Genomic DNA, 17,378 nt, shown 5'->3' with positions numbered 1-17,378 from the left:
AAGTCTGTTCGAATAGGTCCATGCGTTGGGAGACCCGCGAGCTCGGCGGCACCGACCCGGCGGCCCTGCTGCCGCTCGCCGGTCTGGTGCGCAGCGTCAGGACCCCGGAGTTCGCCGGGGTGACGTTCCACGAGGTGCTGTGCCGCAGCGCGCTCAACCGGGTGCCGGCGGCCTCGTCCATGCCCTTCGTCTGGACCATCAACCCGACCCGCGGCTGCCTGCACCGGTGCACCTACTGCTTCGCCCGGCGCACCCACGAGTACCTCGACCTCGACTCCGGCAAGGACTTCGACACCCAGATCGTCGTCAAGACGAACGTCGTGGACGTGCTCCGCAAGGAGCTGGCGCGGCCGTCCTGGAGGCGCGAGCACGTCGCCCTCGGCACCAACTCGGACCCCTACATGCGCGCCGAGGGCCGTTACCGGCTGATGCCCGGCATCATCACGGCCCTGGCCGAGTCCGGAACCCCGTTCTCCATACTCACCAAGGGGCCGCTGCTCCGTCGGGACCTCCCGTTGCTGGTCGAGGCCTCCCGCACGGTGGACGTGTCGGTCGCGGTCTCGCTCGCTCTGGTCGATCCCGATCTCCAGCAGCGGCTGGAGCCCGGGACCCCGACGCCGAGGGCGCGCCTGGACCTCGTCCGCGCGATCACCGACGCCGGGCTCGAGTGCTCCGTCCTCGCGATGCCGATCCTGCCCTGGCTGACCGACTCCGAGGAGCAGCTCGACGCCCTCTACGCGGCCCTCGCCGACGCCGGGGCGTCCGACGTCACCACCGGTGCGCTGCACCTGCGGCCGGGCGCGCGCGAGTGGTTCCTCGCCTGGCTGGGGCGGGAGTACCCCGCGCTGGTGCCGCGGTACCGCCGCCTCTACGGCACGAGCTCCTACGCCCCTGCCGACTACCGGAAGTGGCTGGGTGAGCGGTCGGGGCAGGCTCGCCGACGGCACGGGTTCGACCGCCGGCCCCCGCGCCGCTGGGCGCGGTCGCCCGAGCCCGCGCCGCAGGCGGTGCCGCCAGTGGCGCTCGAGGTCGCGCAGCCGGCGCTGTTCTGACGTCCTGCGAGGCCCTTCGCGGCCTGCCGGTCAGCTTCCGCCGTCCGGGCCGCCGCGGTGGGGTGGCGGAGCGGATGAGGATGGCGTTGTTGTACCAGTCGGCGGACCCGTTGGCGCCGCCCAGCCTGGGGTCGTCGATGCGGATCGTCGCCGACCCGCAGCCGTACTGGGCCGCGACCGCTGCCACCCGGTCGCGGAGCGACCCCGCGACCGCGGCGGGCGAGATGTCGGTGGAGGCACCGGCCTGCGCCCCGCCCGGACGCCCTGCGTCGGCCGGCTGGGGCGCGGCGCCACCTTGCTCGTGGTCGCGCACCGCCCCCGCCTCCCGCGCCTCCTCGGCGAGCCTGGCCCGCTCCGCGAGCCTGGCCTCCTCGGCACGGCGGCCCTCCTCGGCCCGCCTGGCGGCCTCCGCAGCCCTGCGCGCCTCCTCGGCGAGCCTGGCCTGCTCCGCCTCCCAGGCCGCAGTCGCCGCGCGCACGTGAGCGACAGCCTCACCGACGGCGACCGGCGCAAGCCTGAGGTCGGCGACTCCCCGCGTGGCGGCGGCGCTGCTCAGCACCTCGGAGAGCCAGGCGCGCTGCGCCTCGTCGAGCACCCTGCCACCAGACGCAGCGAGCGCATCCCGGCCGAGTGCCACGGCGTCGTCCCTCTCTGCGCGGGCGGCGGCCAGAAGCGCACGGTCGTACTCCCGACCGCGTTCCGCGGTCAGCTCGGCACGGTCGGCGGCGAGCGCGACGCTCGCGATGGCACGGTCCTGCTGAGTGGCACGGAAGCGGTCGGCGTAGGGGTCCGGTCCCGAGCCGCCGCCGAGGGCGACGAGGGCGACGAGGGCGAGCCCGATCGCAGCCGCGACCCCCGTGACCCTGTGCCGCCCGGCCTGAAGAATCGGCCGCCCGAAAGGGTAAATACCCGCCGGCCCGAAGCCCATGAAACACTGTGACGCATTCTTCGCTCAAAGGTGAAGGCCCTGGCAACAGGAATTCCGCTTCCACGAGAGTGGTGAATGCTGACAGGCATATCCCGATTTGCTCAGCGCTATTCTTCTTGTGCACGCCGCGCCCTTTAGGCCGAGGCGCTTGGGTAGGGATGGCTCGCCATCCCGACCGCGCCGGGACCGGGGGTTGGACGGGCGGACGGGCGGACGGACGAGTGGGCCGGGTGGACGGTCGGACGGTCGGACGGTCGGACGGTCGCCCCCTCAGGCACCCTGGCCGACCGGCCTGAGATGAGCGACGAGCTCGCCGCGGCTGCGGACGCCGACCTTGGCGAACACCGACTTGAGGTGGTCCTGCACGGTGAGGGCCGAGATGAAGAGACGGGCGGCGATGTCGGCCGTCGAGTACCCGGCCATCACCTCACGGCAGATGTCGCGCTCCCGCTCGGTCAGGCCGTAGGCGACCAGCAGGAGCCCGATGAGCGTCTCGCCCGTCACGGGTTCGACGGAGACGGCGACCTCGTCGTCGCCGGAGCCCGTCAGCAGGCTCGCGTGGAGAACGGCCCACGCCCCCGTGGCGTCCCGCGCCCGAACGCGGAAGCGTCCTCCGGCGTAGCCCGGGCACCGGCCGCCATCAGCTCCATCATCAGCGCGAACCTGCCGGGAACGAGCTCGTCCATCCGGTCGCGCCAGTCGCGGGCGGCCGCCGTCAGGGCGCGCGGCTCGCCGCGCGGGCCGACGACGACGATCGCGGGAGGCATGCCGGTGAGCGGGACGCCGGCCTCTGCCCGCACCACCAGGCGCGTCAGGCTGGCGATGGCGGGTGCGACCGCGACGAGGAGGGCGACCTCCCGGTCGGAGAAGTCGCCGCCCGATCGGGCCATCCCGGCAGCCCCCCAGCACACGCCGTCGACGAGGAAGGGCACACGGATCTCCTGGCTGAGCCCGAGCGGCCGCCAGACGCTGTTGAGGCGGGTGCTGCGTCGTCGTTCCTCCGCGGTGAGGTCGGAAAGCCGGGCGGCCGGCTCACGACGGCGGGCCAGGGTGGCGAACCGGTGCGGCTCGTCCGGGGTGTACTCCGCCGCGGCGAGGATCGGCTCGTACTGCGGGGGGATGCGGGCGTCACCGCTGGCGATGCTGCTCAGGCCCAGCGTCTGCGGATCCATGGTGACCCAGCAGGCGAGGTCGCTGGCGACCTCCCGGTGGACCAGCGCGATGGCGCGGGCGTGGACGTCGCTCAGTCCCGCACCGGTCACGGCCAGCGCGGCGATCTCCCGGCGGAGCCGGTCAGCGCGCTCCTGCCACACGTACCAGTATGCGCGGGAGGACAAGGCGTGACGGTCCCAGATTTCTGGGATCGACCCCGCCTTGCCGGCCACCTACCTTCGACGCCATGAGCCGCACCGAGACGGGCAGCGACGCCCCTCAGGCCCACACCGTGCAGCGCACCGGCGCCCGTGAGGGCGCCCGCATCTCCGCCCCGGACGCGACGCTGACCGTGAAGGTCGACGCTGCGCACACGGCCGGCGAGTACGAGATCTTCGAGGTCACCGCCCCGAGCGGTCCCACCACACCGCCGCACCGCACCGGCTGGGCCAAGGCGCACTACGTGCTGCGCGGGAAGCTCGAGGTCCAGGTGGACGGCGTGAACTACCCGCTCGGCCCGGGAGACACGGTCGCGATCCCGCCGGGCGCGCCGCACACGTTCACCGTGCTGACCGAGTCGTGCACCTTCCTCGTCGTCAGCATGACCGACGCGATGGGCCGGTTCCACGCCGATCTCGACGCCGCGGCGCGGGGCCGACCGCTCGAGGAGGCGATGGACGACGTCGCCGCGGTGCTCGCGCAGCACGACGTCACGCTGGGCACGGCGGGGGCGGGCCGCGAGCGGGCCGGTGCACCGTGACCGCCCTGGTCTGGGTCTTCGCGCTGCTCACCGCGGCCGTGCACGTGCTCGTGTTCGTCTGGGAGGCCCTGCTCTTCCCGCGCCCGTCGGTGCACCAGGGTGTCTTCTCGGTGCCGACGGCGGACGTCCCGGCCGTGCGGCTGTGGGCGTTCGGGGTCGGGTTCTACAACCTCTTCCTGGCGTGCTGCCTCGTCGTCGGCGTCGCTTCCTGGATGGCCGGGTACGAGGTCGTGGGCCGAACGCTGGTCGTCGCGATGTGCGTGTTCATCGTGCTCTCGAGCGTCGTGCTGCTGGTGGCGGACCGGATGGCGATGGGACGCCCGCGCGGCGCCGGCGTCGGCGGCGTCCTCGCCGAGGGCCTGCCGCCGCTCGCCGCGCTCCTCGCGGCAGCCCTGTGAGGTCAGCCCTCCCGGGCGCCGACGTAGGCGTGCCGGGAGGTTGCGTGGTCGCGGTGGTACATGCCACGCGCGACGGCAAGCTCCAGCGCGGCTGGCCCCATCCGGGTGACCTCCTGGACGAGGTGCGCGGGCACCCCGCCCTCCAGTGCCTGGACGACGGCGACGTTGCGCGCCATGAGGAGCGGCTCGGTGACCACCGGTGCGGTGACCAGTTCGTGGTGGGTGGTGCGCAGGCGGGCGAGGAGCTCCTCGGGCGCGGTGCCGGAGCTACGGCTCTCGACGGGTCCGCCGACGATCATCACGAGTCGGTCCTTCCAGTTCGGGGTGGACGTCGGGTGATGTCACGCGTCCGGGCGCGCGGGCACCGGGCGCAGGCTGACGTTAGAGCCCCGGCGGGGGGCTCGGCGAACGACGCTTCATGAGCAACTCGTGGCAACCGTCCCGCGGCTCCGGCGCGACGCGAACGGGCCGTATTCGCGCCGCCGAAACGCGTCAGCGTCACGCGTCGCCGACCTGTGCCGTGCAACGGTTCTTCCCGTTCCCGCTGCCCTCCGCCGACGACCGGACCGTCGAGCTCGACGAGCCGCGGTACGCGGCGTTCCGCTGGATGGCGGATCCGGCGGACCCCGAGGCGGCGGCGACGCTGGTCGAGTTCTGGATCGAGGAGAGGTCGGAGAGCTCCGTCGTGCTCAAGGTCGCCGCGAGCGGCTTCGCGTCCCTGCCGGGCGACGCACAGGAGCGACGGCGCCAGTTCGACGCGAACACCGAGGGCTGGCGGATCGAGCTCTCGCTGGCCAGGTCGCACCTCGAGGACGCCCGTGCCGCCCGCTGAACCGGCGCCGTCGGTCCCCGAGGTCTGTGCCGCCCTGGCGGACGAGAACCCGCTGGCAGATCCTCGTGCGCCTCGGCTCCGCACCCGCACCGGCGTCGGCGTCCGCCCTGGCGGCCGAGCTGCTTGTGTCCCGACAGGCCGTCGCGAAGCACCTCGGGGTGCTGCGCGAGTCCGGCCTTGTCCACCGGGAGCGCGTCGGCCGCGAGGTCCGCTGCGCGGCGGTCGGCTCGCGCCTGAGCGCGGTCGCGCGGATGCTCGACGGCGTCGCGGCGGGCTGGGAGCGTCGGCTCGAGGTCGTGCGGGCACGGGCCGAGCAGGGACTCGAAAGTCCGTAGGTGCCGGTCGCGGCGGGGTCCGCCGCGCCCGCCGATCATTTCCGCCCGGATCGCCCTGCGTGCGGTTCACCCGCACGCACCGACCACCTGCGCCCGGTCCGCCGGCGTGGGCCCGTCGGCCCCGGGTCGGACGACTCCTCGGTGAGTCAGCTCGCGGCGCGCCTGGCGGCCGCCACCTCGTCGATCCGCCCCTGCTCCAGCCGGTGCAGCGTGGTGGCCCGCGCCGCCACGGACTCGTCGCGCGTCGTGACGACCACGGTGACCCGCAGCGTCCGGGAGAGGCGCACGACGATGAGCATCACCGCCGGCGTGGGCTCCTCGACCAGGAGCACCACCGCGCCGGCAGCCACCGCCTGCGCGATGGCGATCCTCTGCCGGTCCTCAGCGCTCAGCCGGGGAGGGTAGGAGCGCCTCCTCGCCCCGAGGCCGACGGCGGCCAGCGCGGTGTCGGTGCGCTCGCGCCTGTCGTCCGGTGCCACGCCCTGCCGGGCGAGCCCGAGCTCGACGTTCTCCTCGGCGGTCAGCCGGTCGACCAGCCGTGGCGGGTTCCGGATCAGCCCGAGCTCACGGGCCCGGACCTGTGCGAGCCGCTTGGTCGTCATGACGGCGAGGCTCTCGTCGTTGAACCGGACCGACCCGGAGGACGGCTGCACCAGCCCGCTCAGCACCTGGACGAGCGCGGACCTGCCCGCGACGTCAGGGCCGTAGATGGCGACCACGTGCCCGGCGGGCACGTGGAGGTCGAGATCTCGGAGCACGTCGACGGGGCCGTCCGGACCCGTGCGGGTCATGCTCACATCGTTCAGGTCGTACATGGCAGTCCCTTGATCGCGGGACGCCCGGACGCACCGGCGTCCGGGGGACGGCAGCTGCTTGACCGACGAGGGGGAGGGACCGTCCTTCGATGGACGCTCCGGCATGGATCCGGTGAGCCGGTCGCGCCGCCTCCCTGGACAGATCCAGCGTGCACCCGTTGGTGGCGGGAGGCAACCGCTGCGCGTACGCACGTGCGGCGGCGATCGCACGCCGGCACGGCCGTGCGCGCCTATGATCACGGCACACCCGAGCGCCGTCGCCCGAGGAGGCACCATGACCGAGCCGAACCTCGGCGGATCCACCGCCCTCGGACCCACTGCCTTCACCGCCGACGACTACGCCCACCGCATGGCCAGGGCGACGGCGGCGGCCACGTCGGCCGGCCTGGACGGCGTCGTCGTCACGCCGGGACCCGACCTGGTCTGGCTGACCGGGTACACCCCGACGGCGGTCACCGAGCGCCTGACGATGCTCGTCCTCGCGCCCGGCACCGAGCCGGCGCTGCTGGTCCCGGCGCTCGAGCGGGGGGACGCCGCGACCGCCGTCGCGCCTCCGCCCTCGACCTGCGGACCTGGCGCGACGGGACGGACCCGTACGAGGTGGCCACCGGCCTGCTCGGGGGGCGGCCGCCGGTTCGGCGTCTCCGACTCCACGTGGGCGATGCACGTGCTCGGCCTGCAGGAGGCCGTGCCGGACCTGCGCCTGGCCGCCCTGACGCGGTGCCTGCCGATGCTCCGGGCCGTCAAGGACGACGCCGAGCTGGACCGGCTCGCCCGCGCCGGCGCCGCCGCGGACGCGGCGTACGAGGAGATCGTCGGTGCCCCGTTCGCGGGGCGGAAGGAGTCGGAGGTCGCGGCGGACCTGGACGCACTGCTGCGCCGGTTCGGGCACGAGCAGGTCGACTTCACGCTCGTGGCGTCCGGACCGGACGGGGCCGATCCGCACCACGAGGCCGGCGAGCGGGTGATCGAGCACGGCGACGTCGTCGTCCTCGACTTCGGCGGGCTGCTGTCCGGGTACGGCTCGGACACGACCCGCACGGTCGTCGTCGGGGAGCCGACGGAGGAGGTGCGGGAGGTCCACGAGGTCGTCCGGCGGGCCCAGCAGGCGGGCGTCGAGGCCGTCCGGCCGGGTGCCACGTGCCAGGACGTCGACCGGGCGGCGCGCACGGTCATCGCCGACGCCGGGTACGGCGAGAAGTTCATCCACCGGACGGGGCACGGCATCGGGGTCACCACCCACGAGCCGCCCTACATGGTGGAGGGCGAGGAGCAGCCGCTCGTGCCGGGGATGTGCTTCTCTGTCGAGCCCGGGATCTACCTCCAGGGCCGGTTCGGCGTGCGGATCGAGGACATCGTCGCCGTGGGCCCGGACGGGCTCGGCCGCCGGCTGAACAACACCGACCGTGCGTTGCGGGTAGTCGGGTAAGGACCCCTACAGAAAGTCTCGCGGGATCGTGGTGCTCCACGTCTTCGCAGCCACGCGCAGCTCACCCTCGTAGGCGTCGAGCTCGGCGAGGACGTGGAAATCGGTCGGCGTGGACGTCAGCACCGTCCGCGTCCGGGTGCGCACCCGCCAGTCCCCGCGTGCGAAGCCCATGGTCCAGTCCGTCTCGCCGCGCACCGAGCAGAAGTCGTCCCCGGCGAACGTGTAGCGCTCGTGGGCGCGGCGCGTGACGGTGAGGTCGATGGTGTCGAACCGCACGACGCCGAGGTCCTTGAGGACGTTCAGCGCGCCGGAGAGGTCCACCATGTTGCGGGTCACGGTCCAGTCGTGCTCGACGGGCAGCAGCTGGGTGACGGAGATCGGCGGCGCCCCCTCGGGAGGGCCGAACGCGGGGGCGGGCTCGCCGTCGTCGACGCCCACCGGACGCACCGGCAGCACCAGGGCGCTCTCGCCCGGGAAGACGGTGAGCCGCACCGGCGCCGGGGACGGCCAGACCACGGGCCAGTACGTCGTCGAGAGGGACAGGCGCAGCCGGTGCCCGGCCGGGAACGACTGCGCCATGCCGTTGAGCTGGACGCGCACCGTGAGCCGACGTCCCGGCTCGAGGAGCTCCGGGTGCTCCGAGCTGGTGTGGTGGGTCAGGTTGCGGACGCCGTAGCTCACCCGCGTGGCCTCGCCGTCGGGGGGCGACGTCGGACAGCCGGGCCACCACCATCGCGACCGGTCGGTCGACGGCGCAGGTGAGCTCGACCGTCGGCGCGCCGAGGACCTCGAGCCGCTCGGTCAGCACGTCGCTGTCGAACACCATGGAACCGCCGTCCTCCTCCCGCTGGTCGTAGGGCAGGTCCGGCGGCGCGTTGTACGAGCACCACTTCCCCGCGAAGTGTCCGACCCACAGCGGCGACTGGACGGTGAGCGCCCGGCCCGGCCCGGGGAGGTCTGGGGGTGCGGGCCGGTCGGCGAGGCCGGGCGGATCGGGAGCCGAGGGCCGGTCGGCGGACCCGGGCGGCTCGGGCTCGCGCCGTTCCGGAGCGCCGATCCGGTGGTGCCCGAGGGGATGACGGACCTCGCTGATCCGCGGGCTCGGCCAGCTGGGCTCCCCCACCCAGCGGCCGGGTCGCTCGGCGTAGGTGGTCGAGGGACGCACCGTGTCCTGCATCCAGATGGTCAGCGCCGGAGCGCCGGCTCCGCCGTCGTCCTTGCCCTTGAGCCAGCGGTCCCACCACGCCACGACCTCCTGGAGGAAGCCGATCGCCGGACCGGGCTGCCCGAGATGCGGGTACTTGTGGCTCCACGGACCGATGAGCCCGCGGGTGGGTACGTCGAGTCCGCGCAGGAGCCGGAACACGGCGTTGGAGTACCCGTCGGCCCAGCCGCTGGCGGCGAACACGGGGCAGCGGATCGCGGAGAAGTCCTCGGCCACCGAGCCGTGCCTCCAGTAGTCGTCGCGCCGCTGGTGGCGCAGCCACTCCTCGAGCCACAGGCCGCTGTGCTCCAGGCGGTCGATCCACATCTCGCGCCACCGCTCGCCGACGACGGCGGGGTCGGGCGGGCAGGAGTTGTAGGCGAACATCGTCGACGCCCAGGAGAGGTTGTCGCTGAGCAGGCACCCGCCCATGTAGTGCACGTCGTCGGTGTAGCGGTCGTCGGTCGAGCAGACCGTGACGACGGCACCTAGGCCCGGCGGCCGGCGCGCGGCCACCTGCAGCGCGTTGAACCCGCCCCAGGAGATGCCCATCATCCCGGTGGTGCCGTCGCACCAGGGCTGGGCCGCCATCCACGCGAGCACGTCCTCGGCGTCGCGCAGCTCCTGCTCGAGGTACTCGTCGGTGAGGACGCCCTCGGAGTCGCCGCTCCCGCGCAGGTCCACCCGCAGGCAGGCGTAGCCGTGGCCGGCGATGTACGGGTGGTGGATCGAGTCGCGCTGGGCCGTCAGGTCGCGCTTGCGGTACGGGATGAGCTCCAGCACGCCGGGCACCGGCTCGGCGACGGCGGAGACCGGAAGCCAGAGGCGCGCGGCGAGCCGGGTGCCGTCCGGCATCGCGATCCAGAGGTGCTCGACCTCCTGCACCTGGTACGGCAGGGACGTCACCGTGCGCATCAGGGCCCCTCCCCGACGTCGTCGACCTGGAAGCACAGCGCCTCGACGCACGCGGCGTACTTGGCCGCGAGCTCGTCCTCGTCGTCCCCGCCGGTGTAGATCTCGGCGAGGACGAAGCTGTAGCTGTCCTCGCCGTCCGCCCGGGAGAGCCGGTCCCCCACCGCGACGGCGGGACGGACGGTCGTGCCGGGCACCGCCCGCTCAAGAGCGGCGATCTCGTCCGGCGTCGGCACGCGGCGGACGACGCCGTCGGTGAAGCGGCGCAGGAACCACTTCGCGGCGGTGCGGTGCGGCCCCGCGCCGCGGGGCAGGCGCGGCTCCCGGCCGAGGGCCAGGGCGACCATGCAGGCGTGGTTGGGTACGCCGTCGACCAGGGTGAAGAGCATGGCGTGCGACTGCGAGTGCCGCGTGTTGATCTCCAGCAGGCTGAGCCGGTCCGCCTCCGCGTCCCAGAAATACTCGATGTTGAACGTCGAGCTCTCCAGGCCGACGGCGGTGATCACCTTCTCGGTGACCTTCGCGGTCTCCTCCTGCACCCGTTCGGGGACGACGGACGGGTACTGGTAGCGCAGGAAGCTCGAGGAGCCCGGGTACCGGAACGAGTCGACGACGCCGTAGGTACGCACCCGGCCCGCCCGGCCGTACCCCTCGACCGTGAACTGGTGGCCGGTGACGGCCTCCTCCACCAGGCACGTGCGGGCGCCGGCGGCGGCGATCTCGGGCGGCAGCTCCACCATGGCGAGGAGCTCCTCCCACGCGGGCCCGATCCGGTCCAGGGTGGCTCGGGCCCGGGCCACCGCCGCCTGCAGCTGCGCCTCGTCCGCGGCGTAGCTGGCGCCCTCCGAGCTGGACGACTTCACCGGCTTCACCCACACGGGGTAGCTCAGGCGGCGCGGGAGCGTGGCGGGGGGTGGCCGCCGGGTCGAGCAGGGCGAAGGCGGGAAGGTTGTCCACGACCTTCTGCTGCTCCAGGCGGCTCCAGTACTTGTGCTCGCACTTCATGACCGCGGTCAGGTCCGCCGAGCGCAGGCCGTAGCGGCGGCACAGCACCGGCACCATGAGGCTGACCGGGAAGTCCCAGTACCCGACGACGGCGTCGATGGTGCCGTCGAACGCGTCGAGCTGGCGGAAGGCCTTGGCGAGCAGGTCCGCGACCGAGACGGTGCCGGTCTGGAGCTCGGGCTGGGTGAGCAGCTGGTGAAAGGAGTAGTCCTCGACGTCGGGCAGCGCCTGGAGGGTCGAGAGGTTGAGGTCGTCGAGACCGACCACGAAGACGTTCCGCCTCATGAGCGCCCCTTCCGGAGGGGACGATGGTCGCACCTCACGGGTGCCCGTGGGACCGCTTCGCGCCGGCCGCATGCCGTGCACGGTGGTGACGCAGAAGGGGTGCCGACCCGTGAGAGTCGGCACCCCTTCATGGTCGGTCAGCTGCTGCTGCTCGACCTTCGGCGCGAGATCAGGACCATCGCCGCACCGGTCCCGAGAAGTACCGCGGCGGCGACCAGGACGAGCGTCGGGACCGTGGCCCCGGTCGCGGCGAGCGGACCGCCCGCCGACGGCCGGCCCGCGTCCTCCGCGCCCGCGCCGGGACCGGCGCCGTCGTTCCCGCCACCCTGTCGCGGGAGCGACGCCCTGGAGCGTGAGCTGACGCATGCGCTCGAGCCGGGCGACGTCGTCCGGCGAGTAGCGCCCGGGTGCGCCCCGGCCTCGTGGGCCGACGGGCCCAGCCCGTAGCGGCGGTCCCACGTGCGCAGGGTCGAGGCGGCGACGCCGAGCCGCCCGGCCACGGCCGCCACGGTCAGGGGCGCCCCGCCCGGCGAGTGCCCGCGGGAGGGACCCCGCTTCGACGGACGGCCGGCGCCGCCGTCGGGCCGGCCACCGCGCGCCCGGCCGCTCCCGCCCACCGACCTCCGTGGCGTCCTCGGGCGCGGCCGGGCCGGCACTGCGCTCGATCCTCATGAATCGATCTTGACGCGGTCGGCACGCTGCTGCCACTTCGGCGCGCGGTGCACCGCGGACGACAAAGTCGTGAACTACTTCCGGCAGGGTCTTGAACAAGTTGTGCATCGCTTGCTAGGTTGCTCACAGCGTTGTTCAGGACAACGGTCTACGAACTGAATTCGACGACGGAAGGACAGGCGACATGGCTGAGCTCTCGAGGCTTCCCGGACCTGTGATGGACCTGTGGGAGTGGCAGTACGAGGGGGCGTGCCGCGAGGCCGACCCGAACCTCTTCTTCCACCCGGAGGGTGAGCGTGGCGGCACCCGCCGGCGCCGCGACGAGGCGGCGAAGGCCATCTGCGCGACCTGCCCGGTGATCGAGCAGTGCCGGGAGCACTCCCTCGCGGTGCGCGAGCCGTACGGCGTGTGGGGCGGCCTCAGCGAGGACGAGCGCCAGGCCATTCTCGCCCGCCCGGTCCGCAAGGCCTCCTGAGCCCGCGTCGACGTCCACCGTCGACGACGAAGCCCCGGTCTCCGCGTTCGGAGGACCGGGGCTTCGTGCGTCAGCTAGCGGCTGATCACTTCTCGACGACCGCGAGGACGTCGCGCGCGGAGAGGATGAGGTACTCCTCGCCGGCGTACTTCACCTCGGTACCGCCGTACTTGCTGTAGATGACGACGTCGCCGACCGCGACGTCCAGCGGGACGCGGTTGCCGTTGTCGTCGACCCGGCCCGGGCCGATCGCCAGGACGGTGCCCTCCTGGGGCTTCTCCTTGGCGGTGTCCGGGATGACGAGACCAGAAGCCGTGGTCTGCTCGGCCTCGAGGGTCTGAACGACGATGCGGTCCTCGAGCGGCTTGATGGAGACCGACACTGCGGACCTCCCCTTCGCGTGAGAGTTGGACGGATAAAGGGTGCGTCACCTTCGCCGCCGCGCCCGCCGTCGCGGGGGTCGGACGCGCCGTCTCCGGTGGTCGTCGCGGCCCCGAGGGGTCGCGCCTCGCACAAATCTAGGCGGCAGTTAGCACTCGGTCAAGGTGAGTGCCAATCGCCGGCGGGCCGCGGGGACTGGCAGGATCGAGCGGTGGACGAACGATCCCTCACCAAGCTCCTCGCACCGGAGGGCTGGGCGCTGCTCTCCCAGCTTCCGCCCTACTCGGAGGAGGCCGCGCTGCGGATCTCCACCGGCCTGCGCGAGCAGGGCACGGACCCGGACCTCGTGGCGGCGGCCCTGACGCAGTCCCGCCTGCGCGCCAGGGCGGTCGGGAAGTTCGGCGACTTCGCCGCCGGCATGCTCTTCACCCCCGCCGGTCTCGAGCAGGCGACCCGGCTGAGCGTGGCGGCCCACCACGCCCGCCGCTACGCCGACGCCGGAGCCTCGCTGGTCGCCGACCTCGGCTGCGGCCTGGGCGGGGACGCCATGGCGCTCTCGGCGCTCGGCGTCCCGGTTCTGGCGGTGGAGGCCGACGAGGCGACGGCGGCACTCGCCACGGTCAACCTGCGCTTCTTCCCCTCCGCCTCGGTCCGCCACGGCGACGCCATGACCCTCGACCTGGGCGCCGAGGGCGTTGACGCGGTCTTCGCCGACCCGGCCCGCCGGACCCGGGGCGGCAGGCGGGTGTTCGACCCCGCCGCCTACGCCCCACCGCTCGACGCGGTGCTCGCGCTGCGCGCCGACGTGCCGGCCCTCGGGATGAAGGTCGCACCGGGCATCCCCTACTCCTTCCTGCCCGGCGACGCGCACGCGCAGTGGGTGAGCGTGGACGGCGACGTCGTGGAGGCCGGTCTGTGGTTCGGCCCCCTGGCGCCCGAGGGACCGGGCCGGTCGGCCCTGCTGCTCGCCGGGGAGGACGCCCACGTGCTCACCGAGGCCGGGGACGTACGGGGCACGCCCGCCGGCGCCCGACGCGCCGGCCCGCTCCGCCGTCGTCCGGGAGGTCGGCGACTACCTCTACGAGCCCGACGGCGCGGTCATCCGGGCCGGCCTGGTCGCGCGCCTGGCGGAGGACCTCGGCGCCGGCGTGGTCAGCGAGGACATCGCGTACCTGACCGCCGACACCCTCGCCGCCACGCCGTTCGCCACCGCCTACCGCGTGCTCGACCACTTCGTCTTCAGCCTGAAGCGGCTGCGCGCGTACCTGCGCGAGCGCGACGTCGGGACGCTCGAGATCAAGAAGCGCGGCACCGCCGTGGAGCCGGAGCAGCTGCGCCGCCAGCTGGGCCTGAAGGGCTCCGCGGCCGCGACGCTCGTGCTCACCCGGCTGGCCGGACGCCAGAGCGTCCTCGTCGTCGAGCGGGTGTAGCACCCTCGCGCCGCGGCGAGGTTGCCGACGTGGTCGGGGGGAACGACGGGATCGACAACCTCGCCCGGTGCGGGCGCCGGCCGCTCAGCCGGAGATCACGACCTTCAGCGCCTTGGTCTCGGCGGCCCTCGAGAACGTGTCGTAGGCGTCCATGACCTCGTCGAACGTGAAGCGGTGCGTCGCGAAGTTCTCCGCCGGCAGCTTCTGCTGGGCGACCAGCTTGAGCAGCATCGGCGTCGTCGACGTGCTCACGAGGCCCATCGTGATCGCGATGTCCTTGATCCACATCTCGTCCAGCGGCAGCTCGACCGGCTTGCCGTGGACGCCGACGTTGGCGATGGACCCGCCCGGGCGCACGATCCTCGTGCACGCCTCGAAGGTGGCGGGGATGCCCACCGCCTCGATGGCGACGTCGACGCCGAGGCCGTCGGTCATGGCCATGACCTTCTCGACCCAGTCGGCGTCTCCGCTGTTCACGCTGTCCGTGGCACCGAAGCTCTTCGCCTGCTCGAGGCGGTTCTCGTCCAGGTCGACGGCGATGATGCGAGCGGCCCCGTACAGGCCGGCCGTCATCATGGCGGCGAGACCGACCGGGCCGGCGCCGATGACGGCGACGACGTCGCCCGGCTCGACCCGACCGTAGCGCACGCCGATCTCGAACCCGGTCGGGAGGATGTCGGAGAGCATGACGGCGGCCTCGTCGCTGACGCCCTCGGGAACCTTGTAGACGGAGTTGTCGGCGAAGGGGACGCGGACGTACTCGGCCTGGGTGCCGTCGATGAGGTGGCCGAAGATCCAGCCGATCCCGGACGCACCCTCGTCCGCGAGGCAGTGGGCGTACAGGCCCTGGTGGCAGTAGGAGCAGGCGCCGCAGGCGCTGATGCACGAGATGATCACGCGGTCGCCGACCTTGATGGTGGACACCGCGTCGCCCACCTCCGTCACGGTGCCGACGCCCTCGTGCCCGAGGATGCGCCCCTCCGTCACCGCCGGCACGTCACCCTTGAGGATGTGCAGATCCGTGCCGCAGATGGTCGTGGTGTCGACCTTGACGATGATGTCGGTCGGGTCGGTGATCCTCGGGTCGGGGACCTCGTCCCAGGACTTCTTCCCCGGGCCGTGGTAGACGAGCGCCCTCATGACAACCTCCTTGTCGTCGGTGCCGGCCCGCGCCGGGCCGACGGCGCAGCACGCGCCGACTCCACCGTGCCAGCGGTGCGCCCGTCGCGTCAGGGACATGGGTCCCGAACGAGGTCGACCGTGCGTCGTGCCCGCTCGACCCGAGTCGTCGGCCAGCCCGGTCTTGCCGCGCGCCGGCGGCACTCCGTGCCGCGGTCGCCCCCCGAGCTCCCGGGCGCACCGCTCGGCGTGGGACGGCAGACTTGTCCCGTGAACCTTCCCTTCGCCGCGTCCGGCCGGTCCTCCGTCGGCATCGAGTGGGAGCTGCAGCTGCTCGACGCCGACTCCGGGGACCTGCGCCAGGCCGCCGAGACGGTCCTGGCGGGCGTCGCCGGGCCCGACGGCCGGCCGCACCCCCACGTCCACCCCGAGCTTCTGGTCAACACCGTCGAGGTCGTCTCCGGGGTGTGCCGCACGGTCGCGGACGCGGCCGCAGACCTGCAGCGCGCCGTCGACGACCTGCGCGTGGTGACCGACCCGCTGCGCATCGAGCTCGCCAGCGCCGGCTCGCACCCGTTCGCGCGCCCGGCGTACCAGCGGGTGACCAACCGCGAGCGCTACGCCACCCTCATCGACCGCACCCGCTGGTGGGGCCGCCAGATGCTGCTCTACGGCGTGCACGTGCACGTCGGCATCGAGGACCGCGCGAAGGTGCTGCCCATCATGCAGGCGCTGCTCACCCGGTTCGCGCACCTGCAGTCCCTGGCCGCCTCCTCCCCGTTCTGGGGCGGCGAGGCGACGGGATACGCCTCCAACCGCGCCATGATGTTCCAGCAGCTGCCCACCGCCGGCGTGCCGTACCAGTTCGACCGCTGGGAGGACCTCGAGAGCTACGTCGACGACATGACCCGGACGGGCGTCATCGACACCTTCTCGGAGCTGCGGTGGGACATCCGCCCCTCCCCCGCCCTCGGCACCATCGAGGTCCGCGTGTGCGACGCCGCCACGAACCTCCAGGAGCTGCGCGCCACCTCGGCCCTGACCCACTGCCTGGTCGAGCACTACTCGGAGATGCTCGACCGCGGCGAGGGGCTGCCCACCGCGCCCCGCTGGTTCGTGATGGAGAACAAGTGGCGCTCCGCCCGGTACGGCATGGACGCGATCCTCATCCGGGACGCCGGCGGTGACGAGGAGCTGGTCACCGACACCGTCGCCTCGATGCTGGTCGAGCTCGAGCCTGTTGCGGAGCGGCTCGGCTGCGTCGAGGACCTGGGCCTGGTGCAGCAGATCCTCGACGACGGCGCCTCCTACCAGCGGCAGCTGCGCATCTCCGAGAACGCCGACCTCGACGCCGTCGTCTCCTCGCTGGTCGCCGAGATGCGGGCGGGCCGCCCGCTCTGACCTCCCCGGACCAGGTCAGGCCGCGGCGCGGCGCCCCACGATGGTCAGCCCCGCGGTGCGCGCGGACCGGCGGAACGAGTCGTCGACCAGCACCGTGCGCCGGCCGTTGGCCGCCAGGACCGACGCGGCCACGCTCGCCCGGTAGCCGCTGGCGCAGTGCACCCACACCTCGCCCGCCCCGCCCACAGCCGGGCGGCCACCAGGGTCGCCGTGCTGACCTCCGCAGGCTCCGCCGGGGCGTCGACCTCCGCGTCACCGCCGCGCAGGGCCGGCAGGACCGCCTCGGCGACGAGGTCCGCGACCTCGGCGACGAAGCCGCGCACCTGCCCTGCCGTGGCCTCCGGCCGGGTGACGAAGGCGTAGACGTGCGGGGAGCCGTCGACCATCTCGAGGTAGACACCGACCATCGCGGAGATGCGCTCCCGCGGCCCGCCGGCCCGGCCGGCGGCCTCCTCGAGCGCCTCGCGCATGCGACCCAGCACCGCCTGCCCGACCGCCACCTGCAGGCCGGTCTTGTCGGTGAAGTACCGGTAGAGGATGGACTTGGAGGTGCCGATCTCCGTGGCGATGTCGTCCATCGACAGATCGGGGCCGCGGTGGTGCACCGCCCGCCGGGCGGCACGGACGAGCTCGGCCCGGCGGGCGGCCCGGTGGTCGGCCCACCGGGTGGCGCGCCCGTCCGGGGCGGCGGCGAGGTCCGGGAGTTCGTCGGACGGCGTGACTGACATCACGATACCGACGGTATCAGGTACTGTGAGTACCGCAATGACCGTTCCGCCCACGGACCTTGGTC

Annotated in this window: 23 protein-coding genes and 1 pseudogene; 12 read left to right on the top strand and 12 right to left on the bottom strand. The window is 73.3% G+C overall.

Annotation, left to right across the window (positions count from 1 at the left end):
• Positions 1 to 20: 20 nt before the first annotated feature.
• From DA06_RS11685 to DA06_RS11675, 3 genes are all read left to right on the top strand, one after another.
• Entirely contained in the window at positions 21 to 1,052 is a 1,032-nt protein-coding gene (locus DA06_RS11685; protein ID WP_043500246.1) for an Rv2578c family radical SAM protein, read from the top strand.
• An 80-nt stretch (positions 1,053 to 1,132) separates the two neighbouring features.
• The gene (locus DA06_RS11680) at positions 1,133 to 1,534 is read left to right on the top strand and encodes a hypothetical protein (protein ID WP_418607789.1); all 402 of its coding nucleotides are present in this window, start codon (positions 1,133 to 1,135) and stop codon (positions 1,532 to 1,534) included.
• The gene (locus DA06_RS11675) at positions 1,531 to 1,992 is read left to right on the top strand and encodes a hypothetical protein (protein ID WP_043500231.1); all 462 of its coding nucleotides are present in this window, start codon (positions 1,531 to 1,533) and stop codon (positions 1,990 to 1,992) included. The genes DA06_RS11680 and DA06_RS11675 overlap by 4 nt, the downstream gene beginning before the upstream one ends.
• 258 nt (positions 1,993 to 2,250) lie before the next feature.
• Here the strand turns inward: DA06_RS11675 and DA06_RS11670 are convergent, their stop codons facing one another.
• Positions 2,251 to 2,484: a helix-turn-helix domain-containing protein gene (locus DA06_RS11670; protein WP_418607787.1), complete on the bottom strand. Its 234-nt coding sequence runs from the start codon at positions 2,482 to 2,484 to the stop codon at positions 2,251 to 2,253.
• A 41-nt stretch (positions 2,485 to 2,525) separates the two neighbouring features.
• Positions 2,526 to 3,317: a LuxR family transcriptional regulator gene (locus DA06_RS11665; RefSeq protein ID WP_418607785.1), complete on the bottom strand. Its 792-nt coding sequence runs from the start codon at positions 3,315 to 3,317 to the stop codon at positions 2,526 to 2,528.
• A 62-nt stretch (positions 3,318 to 3,379) separates the two neighbouring features.
• Here DA06_RS11665 and DA06_RS11660 point away from each other — a divergent pair, with 62 nt between their 5' ends.
• Both DA06_RS11660 and DA06_RS11655 read left to right on the top strand, forming a co-directional pair.
• Positions 3,380 to 3,892, top strand: a complete 513-nt coding sequence (locus DA06_RS11660) for a cupin domain-containing protein (RefSeq protein ID WP_418607783.1) — start codon at positions 3,380 to 3,382, stop codon at positions 3,890 to 3,892.
• The gene (locus DA06_RS11655) at positions 3,889 to 4,290 is read left to right on the top strand and encodes a DUF1304 family protein (protein ID WP_043500229.1); all 402 of its coding nucleotides are present in this window, start codon (positions 3,889 to 3,891) and stop codon (positions 4,288 to 4,290) included. Before DA06_RS11660 ends, DA06_RS11655 begins: the two co-directional genes overlap by 4 nt.
• Before the next feature lie 2 nt (positions 4,291 to 4,292).
• Here the strand turns inward: DA06_RS11655 and DA06_RS11650 are convergent, their stop codons facing one another.
• Positions 4,293 to 4,592 (bottom strand): hypothetical protein, encoded by a 300-nt coding sequence (locus DA06_RS11650; RefSeq protein ID WP_043500227.1) that lies wholly within the window; start codon positions 4,590 to 4,592, stop codon positions 4,293 to 4,295.
• Between the two features lie 218 nt (positions 4,593 to 4,810).
• Here DA06_RS11650 and DA06_RS11645 point away from each other — a divergent pair, with 218 nt between their 5' ends.
• Positions 4,811 to 5,122, top strand: coding sequence for a hypothetical protein (locus DA06_RS11645; protein WP_418607781.1), 312 nt, complete (start codon positions 4,811 to 4,813; stop codon positions 5,120 to 5,122).
• Positions 5,123 to 5,148: 26 nt separating this feature from the next.
• Positions 5,149 to 5,457, top strand: coding sequence for an ArsR/SmtB family transcription factor (locus DA06_RS11640; RefSeq protein WP_418607779.1), 309 nt, complete (start codon positions 5,149 to 5,151; stop codon positions 5,455 to 5,457).
• 146 nt (positions 5,458 to 5,603) lie between these two features.
• Here DA06_RS11640 and DA06_RS11635 read toward each other — a convergent pair whose 3' ends face one another.
• The gene (locus tag DA06_RS11635) at positions 5,604 to 6,248 is read right to left on the bottom strand and encodes an ATP-binding cassette domain-containing protein (RefSeq protein ID WP_418607777.1); all 645 of its coding nucleotides are present in this window, start codon (positions 6,246 to 6,248) and stop codon (positions 5,604 to 5,606) included.
• A gap of 298 nt (positions 6,249 to 6,546) precedes the next feature.
• Between DA06_RS11635 and DA06_RS11630 the strand changes: the two genes are divergently transcribed.
• Positions 6,547 to 7,701, top strand: a complete 1,155-nt coding sequence (locus DA06_RS11630; protein ID WP_418607775.1) for a M24 family metallopeptidase — start codon at positions 6,547 to 6,549, stop codon at positions 7,699 to 7,701.
• A 6-nt stretch (positions 7,702 to 7,707) separates the two neighbouring features.
• On the opposite strand, the gene DA06_RS11625 is transcribed toward DA06_RS11630, so the two are convergent.
• The 3 genes and pseudogenes from DA06_RS11625 to DA06_RS11615 form a co-directional block, all read right to left on the bottom strand.
• On the bottom strand, positions 7,708 to 8,382 hold the full coding sequence (locus tag DA06_RS11625) for a CocE/NonD family hydrolase C-terminal non-catalytic domain-containing protein (protein WP_418607988.1): 675 nt from the start codon (positions 8,380 to 8,382) through the stop codon (positions 7,708 to 7,710).
• A gap of 70 nt (positions 8,383 to 8,452) precedes the next feature.
• A pseudogene (locus tag DA06_RS11620) lies at positions 8,453 to 9,760 on the bottom strand (CocE/NonD family hydrolase); the annotation flags it as partial.
• Between the two features lie 59 nt (positions 9,761 to 9,819).
• Entirely contained in the window at positions 9,820 to 10,707 is an 888-nt protein-coding gene (locus DA06_RS11615) for an ATP-grasp domain-containing protein (RefSeq protein ID WP_418607986.1), read from the bottom strand.
• 170 nt (positions 10,708 to 10,877) lie between these two features.
• On the opposite strand from DA06_RS11615, the gene DA06_RS11610 reads away from it, so the two are divergent.
• The gene (locus DA06_RS11610; RefSeq protein WP_418607774.1) at positions 10,878 to 11,021 is read left to right on the top strand and encodes a hypothetical protein; all 144 of its coding nucleotides are present in this window, start codon (positions 10,878 to 10,880) and stop codon (positions 11,019 to 11,021) included.
• Positions 11,022 to 11,244: 223 nt separating this feature from the next.
• Here DA06_RS11610 and DA06_RS11605 read toward each other — a convergent pair whose 3' ends face one another.
• Positions 11,245 to 11,724 carry a MerR family transcriptional regulator gene (locus tag DA06_RS11605; protein ID WP_418607771.1) on the bottom strand — a complete coding sequence of 160 codons (480 nt, stop codon included), beginning with the start codon at positions 11,722 to 11,724 and terminating at the stop codon, positions 11,245 to 11,247.
• Positions 11,725 to 11,963: 239 nt separating this feature from the next.
• On the opposite strand from DA06_RS11605, the gene DA06_RS11600 reads away from it, so the two are divergent.
• Positions 11,964 to 12,254 (top strand): WhiB family transcriptional regulator, encoded by a 291-nt coding sequence (locus DA06_RS11600; RefSeq protein WP_043500215.1) that lies wholly within the window; start codon positions 11,964 to 11,966, stop codon positions 12,252 to 12,254.
• Between the two features lie 85 nt (positions 12,255 to 12,339).
• Here the strand turns inward: DA06_RS11600 and groES are convergent, their stop codons facing one another.
• Together groES and DA06_RS11590 are read right to left on the bottom strand one after the other, a co-directional pair.
• Entirely contained in the window at positions 12,340 to 12,636 is a 297-nt protein-coding gene (groES, locus tag DA06_RS11595) for a co-chaperone GroES (RefSeq protein WP_043500212.1), read from the bottom strand.
• 147 nt (positions 12,637 to 12,783) lie between these two features.
• Positions 12,784 to 13,620, bottom strand: a complete 837-nt coding sequence (locus tag DA06_RS11590) for a hypothetical protein (protein WP_418607769.1) — start codon at positions 13,618 to 13,620, stop codon at positions 12,784 to 12,786.
• Between the two features lie 163 nt (positions 13,621 to 13,783).
• Here DA06_RS11590 and DA06_RS11585 point away from each other — a divergent pair, with 163 nt between their 5' ends.
• A complete protein-coding gene (locus tag DA06_RS11585) occupies positions 13,784 to 14,065 on the top strand; it encodes a THUMP-like domain-containing protein (protein ID WP_418607767.1) in 282 nt (93 codons plus the stop codon).
• 84 nt (positions 14,066 to 14,149) lie between these two features.
• On the opposite strand, the gene DA06_RS11580 is transcribed toward DA06_RS11585, so the two are convergent.
• Positions 14,150 to 15,205, bottom strand: coding sequence for a zinc-dependent alcohol dehydrogenase family protein (locus DA06_RS11580; RefSeq protein WP_043500219.1), 1,056 nt, complete (start codon positions 15,203 to 15,205; stop codon positions 14,150 to 14,152).
• Between the two features lie 249 nt (positions 15,206 to 15,454).
• Here DA06_RS11580 and DA06_RS11575 point away from each other — a divergent pair, with 249 nt between their 5' ends.
• A complete protein-coding gene (locus tag DA06_RS11575) occupies positions 15,455 to 16,585 on the top strand; it encodes a glutamate--cysteine ligase (protein ID WP_418607765.1) in 1,131 nt (376 codons plus the stop codon).
• Positions 16,586 to 16,629: 44 nt separating this feature from the next.
• On the opposite strand, the gene DA06_RS11570 is transcribed toward DA06_RS11575, so the two are convergent.
• The gene (locus DA06_RS11570) at positions 16,630 to 17,313 is read right to left on the bottom strand and encodes a TetR/AcrR family transcriptional regulator (protein WP_418607764.1); all 684 of its coding nucleotides are present in this window, start codon (positions 17,311 to 17,313) and stop codon (positions 16,630 to 16,632) included.
• Between the last annotated feature and the right edge of the window lie 65 nt (positions 17,314 to 17,378).

Origin of the sequence: Georgenia sp. SUBG003, assembly GCF_000715355.2 — a bacterium.
In the GTDB taxonomy this organism is placed as follows: domain Bacteria; phylum Actinomycetota; class Actinomycetes; order Actinomycetales; family Actinomycetaceae; genus Georgenia.
Note: the sequence above shows the minus strand (reverse complement) of the source record. Positions and strands in the feature narration are given on the sequence as shown.